This window comes from Flavobacterium sp. GW823-FHT04A11 (genome assembly GCF_058796535.1).
Genome location: NZ_CM179503.1, coordinates 3,521,830 through 3,536,318, shown reverse-complemented (window position 1 = coordinate 3,536,318; position 14,489 = coordinate 3,521,830). Strand labels below are relative to the sequence as shown.

The window sequence follows — 14,489 nt, the reverse complement described above, 5'->3', positions numbered from 1 at the left end:
AGCTTTACCGAAAGATTCTGCATCTACATTATGTTTAAACCTCAGAATATTTACAGCTAACTTTTGAAATAAAGTATTTAAGAAACTTTCGCAGTAGAGAACTTGGCCTGCTGCTGCAGTTGGTTACTTAATTCAGGATCGTATACATCAACACTTGATTTCTTAGCTTTAATTATTTATCGAATATTGATAAAAAATAAAGAAACCAGAAATCAACTATTTTTTAAGTAAAAACTTACCAAATTTAAATCATAACTATCACATAATCAAACAAAAAGACAAAATATATTCCGAGTCAATAGATAAGTTGGGAGAACTCTTGTTTTATAGTAATTTTTTAACAAGTGATGTTCGAAACTCTTAGTAAATCAAAAAATACCTGACACCCGATCAATAAACCAATACATGGCAAGCGTTCCTATAAAATAAGCTGGAAACTTATAACTCCACTTAGGCAATTGAAGGTTTAAGGAATGCATCCCGGATCGTATCAGCAGCATTACAAACACAAATACTAATTGACCAGTTTCTACACCAACATTAAATAAAAACAAAGCAAGCGGAATATTATGCTGCGGTAATCCAACATCTTGCAAGGCAGTCGCAAAACCGAGTCCGTGCAGTAATCCAAAAAGAAAAGAAACGAGCCAGGGATATTGATACGCAAAACCATCCTTTCCTTTATAATGACGCAGCAGTTCAACAGCGAGAAATACAATACTCAGAGCAATGGCAGATTCTATAAACACTACTGAAATTTCAACAATCTGTAGCGTTGCCAATGCTAATGTAATGCTGTGGGCTACTGTAAAAGCAGTTATCGTCCAAATTAGTTTTGATCTGTTTTTTACAAGCAGTATCAAACCCAACACAAAAAGCAAATGATCGAAACCAGACCAAATATGAAATATTCCTAATTGTATATATTGCCAGACAGGAGGAGGCTGGGCTTTTGTTATATCCAGTGTTACAAATGGCTGCACTGGTTTTATAAGATAGGTAAAAGAAACATCATCTAGTAAAATTACCTGAACCAGCACGTCTGTTATTGTTTTTTCAAGGCCGTCAATTTTAATAGTCTGTTTATCAAGCGGAACATGATTGGCGGGTACTTTCCACCGTTTGATTAAATAGGTTTCTGTATACGTTACCTGAACTTGAGAGTCTGCCATCCATCCCGAAGATATAGAGGGATACAATGGCAAACCATAATCGCCCATTAACGGCTGTTTCCATGTTATTTTAAGGGAGTGATCGGCATTTTCTTTGATTTCAAGATAAGAAGGTCTTATCTCATGGGAATACAGAAAGTTGGATAATGATAAGAAAAACAAGATATTTAAAAAATAATTTCTCATTTTGAATTCAGATAAGAACGATTAATGAGATATTTTTTAGCCAGTTTATCATATGCCACTTTATTTTGTGCCGCTTTAGCCGAATCCAGATAACTTGACTTTACCTCTTCCTTTATTAAATTATATGGAATTATTCCTGTACTTCCGCGGCTTGAGATAAATACCAAATGCCAGCCATATCCGGATTCTACAGGTCCGGACCATTTCTTTAAAGGTGCTTTAAATAAAAAGTCAACTATTGGTTTATTTCCAAAGTTTTGCTGCAAATCTACAGCTGCCTGATCGACATAATCATATTGCAAAGGAAATGAATCTCCTTTTTCACGAGCGTTTGCAATGTTATGATTTTGAAGCTTTTTTAAAACAGCAACTGCCCTTTCTTTTGCTAAAGCAGCTGTACTATTATCCGTGCTGAAATAAACATGAGAGAAAGTTACCGTTGAATCTTTGCTAAAAAGCTTCTTATGATTGTTATAAAAAAGTAACAGATCTTCTTCGTTTGGCTGTTTGATTTCTCCCAAATCTGTCTGCAAAAAATCGAATTTTTGAGAGAGCCTTCTGCGGATAATTTCATCATCATGATCAAGTCCTAATTTTTTTGCTTCGCGATACGATATTTCTTCTTTGATATAATCGTCGATAAGGGCATCCAGTTCACGTTTTGACGGAAGACTGCCTATTTGTGTTTTATAATTTAGAATAATCTGATTAACCTGTTCCTTGCTAACGTTTATATTTAGGGCTTCGTTATCTTTTTTTTGCTGCATATAAGAAACAAATAGGAACAGCAAACCTCCTAAAATTATAAATTGGATAAAAGGTTCGCTAAAAAAACGTTTTATTTTAATTGTCATGAAATAAAATTAAAAAATACTAAACCAACTAGTCTTGTCTATTTGAAATTGTCAGCTTTATTTATTTTGCAGGTGTGTACCAAACAGGACTTGTCCATGCTCTCTCCTGAATAAAGGCAGGAACAGTTTTGCTCAAAGGCACATTATGTTTTGCAGCAAGATAAGTACTCCATCTTGGTGTCGGTATTTCAAGTACTCTTGCATAGTAAGTAACATAAGCCTGGGGATCAAATTCTGTGTCTTCCCAATAGCCTGATAAAGTTGCGGCGCCAATGGTATTGGTATAAGAAGCTTCTTTACTATTTACAGTGTTTCCAACAGAAGCTAGTTTTCCCTTAGCATTCAATTTGCGATTTCCTCCCCACACAACATCGAATATTTTCTCGGTGCTTTTTCCATTTTTAGTACTCACTTTAACAATTTGAATACGATCCAAATTTCCTGAATTAGGATCTTTGACGGCCTGAACCAAAAATTTAGGCTTTTTATTGTTAGCAGCAATTGGAAGATCAGATCCCATTGGCACTCCGCCGGCGTAAGCTTTTTTTACCCAATCATTTTCTTTTATCAAATTGTTAGCGTAATCCCAGCCGGCAAACAGGCGCACTTTAATACGTACACCGCTGGTACCAAAACATTCTTTCTTTTTTAATGCGTTGAAAATGGCATCTCTTGTATTGCGCTCTGCCCAAACTCCTGTCAATCCTGCTGCACTCAGCTTGGTGGCTGGCTCACCGCCAATAGATCCTGTAGCTGCCAGAATGGTCGCGTAATCTTTTGCGAGATTATCCTGAGACGCATGAGATCCTGGATAATTACTTTCTTCAGTAGTGGAAAAACCAGAGTGATAATCAGTTCCGCCTTCCAGTCCATATTTAAATGGATTACTGCCTAATTTTTCCTGTAACTCCTGACCTACTCCATAGGCTTGTCTGATATAACTTCCTTTTTGGAATTTTGCTTTGGCTGTGCTGCTTAACAATGTTTCAACCAATTCATAATTTGCAAATTCATCATTTCCTGATAAGGATGGATGTGTTTCGCTTTGCCCTTTGCCCTGCGCAATTTCTGTCAACGGTTCATTGTTCATTCTTCTGTCTGCATAGGCTTTGGTAAGTGGTTTTCCGCTCAATGTTTTGGTGTCAAACATCAGACCATTGCTAAGGTTTCCATTATGAGGAACTGCAATAACATCGTCGCCTGTTTTTCTTGCATTTTCTAAATACGTCCACAAATCTTCAGGATCGTCTGAATCAAAAGAAGAAAAAGGTTTATCCGGAACATTTTCTCCTTTAAAAATGACACAGCGGTGAAGGTTTTGCGAATGCTTATTGACGTCTGATGGCATGGAAGTCCACTCGTAACCAACGAATGTGGTAAATTTTCCGGGTTTATTGTATTTGCTCGCAGCTTCAATGATGCGCTGCCAGGAGCTTTTGATCACTTTTTCGTTGTTGAGTTCCGGCGAAGGTTTGTTGGCTACAACTCCAACCATAAAATCAGCATAAGCTTTGGCTACATCTTTTTGCTCTTTGCTATTGTAGAGCTTATTTCGATCTGTACCGGCGTAAGGACCGTTTGGATCTTTAATGGCAGCAATTACGCCCAAGTATTCGGAGTGATCGGTTACGGCTAAGAAATCAAGAGGTGCAATACGCTTTATTTTCTGTCCCATATAAGTTACTTCCTCTCCCATTGCAAATTTGTAAGAGTCCTCCGGAAGCGAAGTAGCGCCAATCATATTTGCATCTGGCGATAGTGAGGTATGCAAATGAAGGTCTCCAAAAAAGCAGTCTTTTAATGGATTTTCGGTAATTTGGTCAATTTCAACAGTCTTTTGTGCGGTATCCACGGAAACATCTTTTGAAGAATCTTTTCCTCCGCAAGCTGATAGGACCAATAATACTAGACCGGTGTGAATTATTTTTCTCATAGTACAAATTTTTAAATTTATAATACAAAACATCAATAAAGTTAACTAATTATTTGATAAATAGATATTTAAATAATAAATAAATTATTACAAAATATATTTAAAGATTTTTAGTAAAATTTAAAACCTGAAAAATGAAATGACTTTAGATATTTATGGATATAAAGTATTAATATGATAATTAAAAACTTTAAAAATTCATCCTGAATGGTTAAAAAAAATATCGTTTTAAGTATCGTGGCAGAATCGTGGCACAAGCTATTTGGACTTCATACTTTTTCGCACGCAAAATGTTAAGGCGAATTTTATATACATTTTCCACGTTTCTTAACTTTGTGGCAGAGTCATACCTTTTGCATTTTGGAAAAAATCACCGTATAATTAAGTAGAAATTTTAATCGGTCGGAAAACAATGGAAATTTGCTCTTGGAAATTTAAAAAACACAAAATTTTTAACATTTTAACCCCTACGATACATACAAACCGCTTCTGAATAAAAACTTCAAATAAATATCTTACAAATCAATAGAAAAATAAGCCAATTTCTTTAAATCATTCATAAAATGATTTGGAATTTGTATCGTAGAGGTCACCACAGCCAAATGGCGTCAATTGAAGATAATTGACGCCATTTTTTATTTAAAAAACTTTTAATCAATATTTTAGCTTATTTTTTGTTTTCGTATCCTTTTTTGAAATAAAGTTTTACATTCTCCTAAATTGTTTTCAACTGCTGTTCGAAGGCTATAATGATGACATTTAGAAAAATGGTTTATCATCTCATTATTATTTAATTTTTTTGGTGCTGTTGAGCTAGGTCTGTTTAATTTTATTCCAATATTTGCTTGGCATTCTAATCTAAGTAAGCATCAACCGCCTCAATTAGTCCAATTTCATTGAATTTGAAGTTTAAACCACCTTTTTCATGACCAAAATCTCCAGTAAAATCAACTTTTGCCTTAATATTGAATGCATTTATAATTTCAATTGAATCCAATTTGGTTTTGGTTTTGTATCCCACAAAAAAGGTTTCAAGATAATCGCGTACGCCTTCTTTACCATTAAACTTTTTACCTACCGATACGTCATCAATGACAGCATTATCTGCAAAGAAAATTAGTGAAGCTTCTATATCAAAAGCATTTGTCGTATCTAAAAATTGTTCTATTAACTTTTTCATTATTATTTTTTTTATAATTAAGATAAAGCAAAACTCATAAGAATGCCGATAATTAAATTAGCCAGAATGCCCTATATTGTAGCCAAAACGCTTATGTAAATACACCCGTCCTTTATTAACTGTCTTCCTAACGTACTAAAGCCATCAAAATAAATTACTTTGATGGCTTTAAATAATAGGTACTATACTACAATTTACAAATCAATAATCTGCAAATTTGGGAATGCATCAATCAATTCCTCTCCATAGGCTGACGCAGGTGACTGAAATCCTGGTGTAAAGAATCCATCAAGAATTCGCGATGCAATTTCTATTGCTGAATACACGGTCATGCCATAACCTGGTTCCGTTTCTATTTTCGAGCGAACAATAGTGCCGCTTGCATCGGTAACTTCTGCCAAAAGAATACTTTTATCTTCTTGTTGAATAGTTTGTGATCCGACATTTTCTTTTTGATTTACGTCGCTCTCCTGGATAGCGCCTGGCTGTGCCATTTGGAAATATTCTTCAATATTTTTTATTCCGGTAGACTTATAAGCAAGAACTGACCCGCCTAATGGCATAAGTGCGTATTGCTGTAAGCCTTCTCCATAATCAAAAATTCCAGGCTCTGCCTCTTGTAATTTTACAAGTTCTCCATCTTTTCTCACCAGCAAACCTGCATTCATAATATTGGCACTGCTTGCAACAGAGCCGGGGGTAAAACCACCAGAATATTTAAATGCCAGGCGCAATGCTATAGGGTTGTCTACACGCTTTGCTGTATGTAATATCAACGGATCATAGGTTACAAATAACCCTGCACCAGACATGATCATGACTCCGGCAGCTTTTGCATCCTGATCCTTAGATTCAGCAAGACGATAGACATCTACCTCTGCATTTGTATCAATGTAGTGTACTTTATGTTTAATACTGGCATTGATAGCCTGATTTGCAGTTGCGCTAAATGGTCCTGCAACATTTAACAGGGAAGTTTTTCCAAAAAGGCTTTTCTCCCAGCCCTTTTCGTCATCTACCTCAAAAACATGAAAAGGAACATTAAGCTCTTTGGCTAATGTCGAAACCTCTTCATTGTTCCGGCCGGCAATTTCAAATTTCAATCCTCTCTTTACTGCTTCATGCGAAATTAAAGTCCCGGTGAAACCTGCTGCTCCATAAATTAATAATGTATGGTCATCTTTACTTACTTGTGTCATTATCGTATTTGTTTTAATTTAATTAATTTGAAGATTATTTTTGATTGGGTGGGCATTATTTCTTTTCAGCCTTACAATAAGTCCTTAATTTATTCTTGTTGATTTTCCATTCTTTTTTATGTGTTATTATTAATATATCGTTCAAATTAAAGATTGAGCTGTTGTTACGTTATTTTAAAGTGATCGATTTAGAATTAAATCTGATTGTACTGAATAATTCTAAAGTGTTCACTTTAGAATTATTACAAAAAAAAATTACTTAGAAACCTGTTTAATAAGAAATTTAGCCATTTTGTTAATTCTGATAGGATCCTTTTGGAGAATGTAGGATTGATACCAGCCTGCAAAAGAGTTCAGTAAGTAATCGGTAAGAATCTCCGGATCTTCTTCCTCACTCATCTCTCCTGACTCCCTTCCCTTTTTTATCAGCGATAGTATCAAATCATAGGTAAAATTGCTGTCTGCTTTTAAAATCGCTTGAACACTTAAATCGTCTGCAGCAACTTCAAAGGTTGTTTTAATTGCAAGGCAACTATTCTCTCCGTTTGTAATAGCCGATGCCGCTCCATTTATAATATTGGTAATTGCAGTCAGCGGCGACTTAGCAGCTGCGGCATGCTTTTTTGCCTCTTCCATCCGGGTCTCCGTATAATTTTTAATACACTTTACAAATAACTCATGTTTGTCGCCAATGGTATTGTACAAACTGCTGACATTAATCTGCATGGCTTCAGTCAGATCACGAAGAGAAGCTCCGGTATATCCTTTTTTCCAAAAAACTTCCATCGCTTTTTGGATCGCTACTTCTTCGTTAAATTCTAAATTTCTAGCCATGACTGATTTTATTCTCTGCAAATATATATTAAATTCTAAAGCGATCGTTTTAAAATGAATAAAAGTTAACATTTCTATCATAATAAAAATAATTTAAATAAATAAAATCACCAACTACTGATTACTCTTTGAGCGCAAAGAAATGATTTGTATGTGATTATGGGTAGTCAGACTTTATCTGTTTAACAACTTTCTGGATTCATAATATCTTAAATAACAATAAGTCCATCACTCACGATGGACTTATTAGTTTTTATATAATTACTTTTTTTACAGCCATTTTGCTAATAGGCTTAATATCCAACACCTCTAACTCCTCCTGATGCTCTAATGAATTCGCCAGTAATCCAGTGTGCATCATCAGAGGCCAGAAATACAGCAAGTGGTGCGATATCTTCCGGTTCTCCAAATCGGCCAAGTGGTGTTCCTGCAAGCAGCTTTACGCCTAAATCTCCATCAAAATTTCCTGCAGTTCCGGGAGTATTGGTATGACCGGGCAATATTGAGTTTACCCTTATTTTACGAGGTCCGAGTTCTCTGGCCAAAGCCAAAGTAATAGTGTCTACAGCACCCTTTGTTGCGGAATAAACACTTGACGCCAAATACGGATCGGTGCTTAAGATGGAGCTGATATTTATAATGCTTCCTCCTTTATCATCCATAAATTTTACAGCCTCTTGCGTGGCCAAAAGATAACCCAAGACATTTAAATTGAATTGTTTGTGAAATGCTTCTTCGGTTAAATCATCTATCATTTCAAATACCGCTACACCTGCATTATTTACCAGAATATCAACAGTTCCAAATTCCGATTTTATTTTAGCAAACATTTCTTTTACATCCGCATATTTACTCATATCAGCCTGAATGGCAATAGCTTTACCTCCGGAAAGTTGAATTTCGTTTACGACTTCGTCTGCCTCACTCTTGCTTGATGAATAGTTAACTACAACCTTCGCCCCTGCTTTACCTAGTGCTTTTGCAATTCCTGCTCCGATGCCTTTTGAAGCTCCAGTTACTACCGCTATTTTATCTTTAAGTTTCATCTTAATTTATTTTAAATGATTATTATTTTTCAAAGGTATTATATAGTAACTTTACTTTTGATATGGGTTTCCTCAAGTAAAGCGACTTCCCTAAAATAAAAACAATGAGAAAAGATAAATCAGTAGTCACAGAACAGGCAGATTGCTCCAAAATATTATTTGCCATACAAGATACACTCGATCTTATAAGCGGAAAATGGAAAATCAAGGTCGTAAGTGTTTTACTTTATGGAAAAAAGAATTTCACTGACTTACAACGTCAAATTGACGGTTTGGGAGCTAAAATGCTGTCTAAAGAATTACAGGATTTGGAAATTAATGGACTTATTACCAGAACGGTTAACTCAACCAAACCTATTACAGTAAGTTATGAATTAACAGATTATGGACATACTTTAGAGCCAATCATTAAGGAACTGGCTGATTGGGGAACAAAACATCGTCATAAAATTATAAACCGATGATTTTATTAGTCAAAACATATGACCTTATTTTTTAAATAATCAATAGTATTCATAAGTCTATTTTGAATTTTGCCACAAAATCATGATACGTGATATTTGAAGCAAATTACCTTTTTGTCACAAAAAATTAAGAGTATCTCTATATTAAATCAATTTAAATTATCAAATTACATTGTATGGCAAAATCAGATTTAAAATTAAATACATTTTACACCAATCCCCAACAGGACATCTAAACCAAATTTACAAAGCCAATGGAAGACAGATCCTACACGTAGTAAGCCAATTTCTTCAAATCATCCAAAAAAGATGTTGAAATTTGTCCCGTCCCTGTCACAAAAAAATCCCATTTCTTACGAAGTGGGATTTTTTTTATGTCTTTTTCCTATCTATTTTACCAGTTAATACTTCTAAAAGAAATTGTTTTGGTCTCCTATAGAGTTGGATCTTATTGGATATAAACAAAGCAGGATATTATTGAATGTGTTAGCTTAGCTTGTGCGCTGAATTTTGCTTAAAATTCAATTAGAAATTCAGTTAGAAATTTTTATTAGTAATCTTTTATTATAAATTTACGCAACTATCACACAGGGCAAACCGTTAGTTAGAATTCAATAAAAATCAAAAAAAACATGAAATCAATTCAATCCATCACTTTTATTGTATTATTTATAACACAATTGGGTTTTGCGCAAAGTAAGAAAGAAAAATTAGAACAACTTTTTGAATTTTATGATCAACAAAATCTATTTAACGGTTCTGTTTTTATTTCTGAAAAAGGAGAAACTTTACTAAATAAAGGTTATGGATTATCAAATGTTGATTTAAAAAAGGAAAATAACGCTAACAGCATTTTTCAAATATATTCCATTACAAAAACTTTCACAGCAACGGTAATTTTAAAATTAGTAGAAGAAAAAAAACTTTCATTACAGGATAAACTTTCAAAGTTCTATCCAGATTATCCCGATGCAAGTACTATTACAATTGAAAGTTTGTTAACTCATACCTCTGGAGTTTATGACTATACCAGAGGAAATGATATGAAAGACCAAACGGAAAAATCATTTATTGAATTTCAAAAAACAAAACCTTTGGATTTTCCAGTTGGAACTGATTGGAGTTATTCTAACTCGGGCTATTATTTTCTAGGCTATGTAATTCAAAAAGTTACTGGAATAAGTTACGAAAAAGCAGTTGAAAAATACATATTTAAACCATTGAAAATGAAGCAAAGCGGTTTTGCTTTTAAAAATCTAAAAAGTGAAAATAAAGTCACTGGCTATGAGATTTTTTCTGAAAAAGAACACAAACCATCAATTGTTTATGAGCCACCTATGCCTTTTGCAGCTGGTGGAATATACTCAACTGTTGAAGATTTAAATAAATATTATAATGGACTAAAAAATTACAAAATTATTTCTAAAGAAAGTTTAGAAAAAGCATATACTCCTTTCAAAAAAAATTATGGTTATGGTTGGATTACAATGCGAATGTTTGGAAAAATGACAGTTGGTCATAGTGGTTATGGAGCTGGTTTTTGCAGCAATTTTGTTCAAATTCCCGAAGATGATATCTGCATTATACTGCTTACAAATACAGAAAGAGGTCTAAACACTGCCACTTATGCTATTATAAAAACTTTGTATAATTTGTATAATAAAGATTATAAAATTCCGGTTGTAGCCAACGTAAGCTCAGAAACTTTAAAGCAATATGTGGGAACTTATCAAGTAGAAGACAATTTTGTAGTTTACCTTACAACTGAAAACAATAAATTAAAATTGCAAAGTGGAAACGGGCCCACAACTATTCTATATCCTGTAAAAGAAAATTTATTTTACGCTGAAGAATTAATGGGTGATGTAATTTTTGAAAGAAACGAGACTTCACAAATAGAGTCATTAAGTTTTCATGCAGGAAAAGAACTAAAAAAAGCAAAAAAAATATTTCCATCCTGGGGAATTGTAGGAAGTGCCACAGAAAAAGGCTGGGAAGGTCCTGATGCTAAACTTCTTGAAACTGAAACAAAAGGAATTTGGACCATTCAAAATGTGACTTTAAAAACAGGAGAACTTAAATTTCGTTTGAATGACGACTGGACTTTAAATTTTGGAAAAGATATGAGCGACGGAATAATGCCAAAAGGAGATAGTATAGAAATTTTAACAGGCGTTTATGATATTACTTTGGACATAAGCGATTACGAAAAACCAAAATACAAAATTTTGAAGAAAAGCTAAAAACCATCCTACAACTTAATAAATATTTTAGGCTTTTAGCATATTATCACTTTTCCGTAAGTATCCACGACGTAAAATCCGGCTCATTCCTTTTTCATTGTAGAAATGATACGGGCACAGAAAGAATTTCCGCGCTATCGTTGCGCATATCTAAGTGATTGGTTGAAAACAGTCATATCTTTTATGCTCATAAAAGCTATCTAACGTCAGTAAATATTCGATTACCTTTTTTTGAAAGTATTACTAAAATATGTCGTCATTTGAAATATAACATTATTCAATAAAATGACATTGAACATTAATATTTTTACATTTATTTTTAAGTATACATTTATTACTTTGAGGCAATTTTATAATGGTATCTCCAACATTACAATTTTCTGCTAATTCATCGTTGGGGTTAATTTCATAATCTTTTACAGTTTTTAAATTTTTATAAAAAATTATATCACCACCTTTCTGTCTATATTTTTTTATTATAACACCTGTAAAACCAGCATTATAATCTCTCAATGTGTCTTCTTTGTATTTTTTATTACCAAAGTAGCTAAAAATAATACAAAATAGTACAAACGTTATAATAATGGATGTCCCAATATTATTTTTTATTCTTTCTGTAATCCACATTTCTTTAAAATTAATTTATACAAGATCTAAATATATGGTTTGGTCTTCAAATAAAATCACGCGCTATTCTAACACTCAGCTATTTTAGTTAAAATCCGGCTCATTCCTTTTTCATTGTAGAAATGATACGTTCTCTATGAATGAATCCCCACTCTGCAATAGTATTGGTAAGGTCTTTAAGCGAATTACCATAATCTGTAATACGGTATTCTACGGCTACAGGTGCAGTGTTTAACACTATACGCTCAATTAATTCATTCATTTCCAAATCTTTCAATTCGCGGCTAAGCACTTTGCCGGAAATACCTTTTACTTCCCTCAGCAATTCAGAGTAGCGCATCGGTTTATAACACAGACACGCAATTATAGACATTTTCCATTTTCCATTTAAAATGTCCATTGTATCACTAATCGCCAATATTTTATGGCTGCAACTTTTTATTGGATCGAAATCTTCTTTCATATCTAAAACGTGGTTACTCATTTGTCACTATAACTTTTTGTCACTTGGTTACAAATGTACACATCATTACTATAGCTTTGCAACTAAAATTATAAAAATGGAATTAATCAATAATTTAAAATGGCGCTACGCTGTTAAAAAGTATTCAGAAGAGTTGATCAGTGAAAACAAGATTGACCAAATTATCGAAGCCATTAACCTGACTGCATCTTCTTGCGGGATACAGCCTTATCGCCTGATTGTGGTAACGAATCCGGAAATAAGAGAAAAACTGGCTGAAGGTTCTTTCAATTCGCAAATCAAAGCTTCTTCTCATTTACTCGTTTTTGCCGCTTTTAACAAGATAACAAGCGAATACATTGCAGATTATGTCGCAATGATGGAACAACAACGAAATATGGAAATTGGATCGCTTAACGATTTCAAAGATGTTCTGATCTCTCATTTTTCAACCCAAACGCCTGAACAAAACGCGATCTGGTCAAGCAAACAGGCTTATATTGGCTTAGGAACTGCCTTAATTGCAGCTGCTGAACTTAAAGTAGATGCAACTCCTATGGAAGGTTTTAATCCGGAAACATTTAATGAAGTTTTAGGTTTGACAGAAAAAAATCTTCACGCTTCAGTGATTCTTTCTCTTGGATATCGAGATGCTGAAAATGACTATTTGGCATCGATGTCAAAAGTTCGTCTTCCAATTAATGAATTTTCAACTAAATTCTAATGATTTAATTATTATTTCAAGAACGAGCTTATCCCAAAAATTAAAATCCCATTTCTTACGAGATGGGATTTTTTTATGGTTTTATACCCTTTCGATTTTACAAATAAAACAACAGGCTTCTGAATTTCTTGCATGAAGATATTCCACATCATTTTTTGTTTCAAAGATTTCAGCAATTAGCAGATCGATATCATTATCGCCAACCAATTTAGTGAAAATCATTTTTTGTTCTTTGCTGTAGCCGATTAGCGATAAAGGGAAATTTTCTTTATCTGCTTTTAATTCTTTGGGGAAATTGTAAATATCCGAATATTGCTCAACTTCTTCTTTGTTAATAAATATAGGCCCGGACTGATTAAAAGCGTTGTTTTGTGAAAACGGACTATAAGCAAAAACCAAACGAATATCCTGACCGATATTAAATGGTTTCAACGAAATTCGACAGGGCCCTTTTCCTGTTGCTAACTGCTCATAAACTTGATTATCAAAATTATCAATATTTGTTTTCCGAATTTGGTTTACAAACTCTTTAGACAACGGAATAATTTTAAATTTTTTCATATTTGTTATATATTAAATCTAAACAAATTTATATTTCGTTGCTGCCATTAAAAACCCGTTTCTTGCTCAATTAAAGCCGTATGTTGCCGAATACAAATAATAAAGGCACCTGATTAGAGGTGCCTTTATAAGTTAACTGTAATAGTATATTTATGCTATAACTACGTTTACTGCGTTTGGACCTTTACGGCCTTCTTCGATGTCGTATCGAACTGCATCGTCTTGACGGATGTTTTCTGACAGACCTGAAGCATGAACAAAAACTTCAGCTCCTCCATTATTAGGAGTTATGAATCCGAATCCTTTTTCTTCATTGAAAAATTTTACTGTACCTTCTTGCATTTTAATGTATTTAATTAATCAAAGATAACATTATTAAAATGGGAACCTAGTAATATTAAGTTTTTTCTTTTTAAAATTAATTAAAAGATATTTTATAGCATATTTTTTTATCTTTGAAATTCAGGATTTTTTATCCAAAATGGCTTTATCTTTGAGCCTTCAGAAAATTAATATTCGTTATGGAACAGAAAATACATCAGGGAAGAAACGTAAAACGTTTTAGAGAAATGCTTAACATAAAGCAGGAAGCATTAGCTTATGATCTGGGCGAAGACTGGAACCAAAAGAAAATTTCTATGCTGGAGCAAAAAGATGTAATTGAAGACAAACTGCTGAAACAAATTTCGGCTGTATTAAAAATTCCTGTGGAAGCTTTTCAGAATTTTGATGAGGAACAAGCGGTGAATGTAATTGCAAATACTTATTCATTTCAAGATTTTAAGGATAACGCTGTCGCTTCTGGATTTAGCTACCAACCCTCTTTCAATCCTGTTGATAAAATTGTTCAATTATATGATGAAAAAATTGCTTTATACGAGCGTATGTTGAAAGAGAAAGATGAGATGATGGCGAGGCTTGAAAAATTGATTAATAAATAATTATTTTTGAAGATATTTTAATTCTATAAAGAGACTTTTGAAGTCTCTTTTTTTGTTTTAGA

Annotated in this window: 15 protein-coding genes; 4 read left to right on the top strand and 11 right to left on the bottom strand. The window is 33.4% G+C overall.

The features are described 5' to 3' along the window. Nucleotides 1-368 precede the first annotated feature (368 nt). From AC3QL1_RS15305 to AC3QL1_RS15275, 7 genes are all read right to left on the bottom strand, one after another. The gene (locus AC3QL1_RS15305) at nucleotides 369-1,358 is read right to left on the bottom strand and encodes a HupE/UreJ family protein (protein ID WP_492492674.1); all 990 of its coding nucleotides are present in this window, start codon (nucleotides 1,356-1,358) and stop codon (nucleotides 369-371) included. Continuing rightward, nucleotides 1,355-2,212, bottom strand: coding sequence for a peptidyl-prolyl cis-trans isomerase (locus AC3QL1_RS15300; RefSeq protein ID WP_492492672.1), 858 nt, complete (start codon nucleotides 2,210-2,212; stop codon nucleotides 1,355-1,357). Before AC3QL1_RS15300 ends, AC3QL1_RS15305 begins: the two co-directional genes overlap by 4 nt. A 61-nt stretch (nucleotides 2,213-2,273) precedes the next feature. After that, nucleotides 2,274-4,145, bottom strand: coding sequence for a DUF3604 domain-containing protein (locus AC3QL1_RS15295; protein WP_492492670.1), 1,872 nt, complete (start codon nucleotides 4,143-4,145; stop codon nucleotides 2,274-2,276). An 853-nt stretch (nucleotides 4,146-4,998) separates the two neighbouring features. Continuing rightward, nucleotides 4,999-5,325: a nuclear transport factor 2 family protein gene (locus AC3QL1_RS15290; protein ID WP_492492669.1), complete on the bottom strand. Its 327-nt coding sequence runs from the start codon at nucleotides 5,323-5,325 to the stop codon at nucleotides 4,999-5,001. Nucleotides 5,326-5,519: 194 nt separating this feature from the next. Then, complete coding sequence (locus AC3QL1_RS15285; protein WP_492492667.1) at nucleotides 5,520-6,524, bottom strand: saccharopine dehydrogenase family protein; 1,005 nt, start codon at nucleotides 6,522-6,524, stop codon at nucleotides 5,520-5,522. Between the two features lie 255 nt (nucleotides 6,525-6,779). Then, nucleotides 6,780-7,358, bottom strand: a complete 579-nt coding sequence (locus AC3QL1_RS15280; RefSeq protein WP_492492666.1) for a TetR/AcrR family transcriptional regulator — start codon at nucleotides 7,356-7,358, stop codon at nucleotides 6,780-6,782. 293 nt (nucleotides 7,359-7,651) lie between these two features. Further along, nucleotides 7,652-8,404, bottom strand: coding sequence for an SDR family NAD(P)-dependent oxidoreductase (locus tag AC3QL1_RS15275; protein ID WP_492492664.1), 753 nt, complete (start codon nucleotides 8,402-8,404; stop codon nucleotides 7,652-7,654). A gap of 104 nt (nucleotides 8,405-8,508) precedes the next feature. Here AC3QL1_RS15275 and AC3QL1_RS15270 point away from each other — a divergent pair, with 104 nt between their 5' ends. Further along, the gene (locus AC3QL1_RS15270) at nucleotides 8,509-8,868 is read left to right on the top strand and encodes a winged helix-turn-helix transcriptional regulator (protein ID WP_492492662.1); all 360 of its coding nucleotides are present in this window, start codon (nucleotides 8,509-8,511) and stop codon (nucleotides 8,866-8,868) included. 632 nt (nucleotides 8,869-9,500) lie between these two features. Continuing rightward, complete coding sequence (locus AC3QL1_RS15265; RefSeq protein WP_492492661.1) at nucleotides 9,501-11,111, top strand: serine hydrolase; 1,611 nt, start codon at nucleotides 9,501-9,503, stop codon at nucleotides 11,109-11,111. Between the two features lie 273 nt (nucleotides 11,112-11,384). On the opposite strand, the gene AC3QL1_RS15260 is transcribed toward AC3QL1_RS15265, so the two are convergent. Continuing rightward, nucleotides 11,385-11,738 carry a hypothetical protein gene (locus AC3QL1_RS15260; protein WP_492492659.1) on the bottom strand — a complete coding sequence of 118 codons (354 nt, stop codon included), beginning with the start codon at nucleotides 11,736-11,738 and terminating at the stop codon, nucleotides 11,385-11,387. Nucleotides 11,739-11,838: 100 nt separating this feature from the next. Further along, a complete protein-coding gene (locus AC3QL1_RS15255) occupies nucleotides 11,839-12,222 on the bottom strand; it encodes a winged helix-turn-helix transcriptional regulator (RefSeq protein ID WP_492492657.1) in 384 nt (127 codons plus the stop codon). A 76-nt stretch (nucleotides 12,223-12,298) separates the two neighbouring features. Between AC3QL1_RS15255 and AC3QL1_RS15250 the strand changes: the two genes are divergently transcribed. Then, the gene (locus AC3QL1_RS15250; RefSeq protein WP_492492655.1) at nucleotides 12,299-12,925 is read left to right on the top strand and encodes a nitroreductase family protein; all 627 of its coding nucleotides are present in this window, start codon (nucleotides 12,299-12,301) and stop codon (nucleotides 12,923-12,925) included. An 81-nt stretch (nucleotides 12,926-13,006) separates the two neighbouring features. Here the strand turns inward: AC3QL1_RS15250 and AC3QL1_RS15245 are convergent, their stop codons facing one another. Both AC3QL1_RS15245 and AC3QL1_RS15240 read right to left on the bottom strand, forming a co-directional pair. Then, nucleotides 13,007-13,486 (bottom strand): DUF1203 domain-containing protein, encoded by a 480-nt coding sequence (locus AC3QL1_RS15245; RefSeq protein WP_492492654.1) that lies wholly within the window; start codon nucleotides 13,484-13,486, stop codon nucleotides 13,007-13,009. 150 nt (nucleotides 13,487-13,636) lie between these two features. Beyond that, nucleotides 13,637-13,828, bottom strand: a complete 192-nt coding sequence (locus tag AC3QL1_RS15240; protein ID WP_492492652.1) for a cold-shock protein — start codon at nucleotides 13,826-13,828, stop codon at nucleotides 13,637-13,639. 179 nt (nucleotides 13,829-14,007) lie between these two features. Here AC3QL1_RS15240 and AC3QL1_RS15235 point away from each other — a divergent pair, with 179 nt between their 5' ends. Next, nucleotides 14,008-14,427 carry a helix-turn-helix domain-containing protein gene (locus AC3QL1_RS15235; protein ID WP_492492651.1) on the top strand — a complete coding sequence of 140 codons (420 nt, stop codon included), beginning with the start codon at nucleotides 14,008-14,010 and terminating at the stop codon, nucleotides 14,425-14,427. The last annotated feature ends 62 nt before the right edge of the window (nucleotides 14,428-14,489 follow it).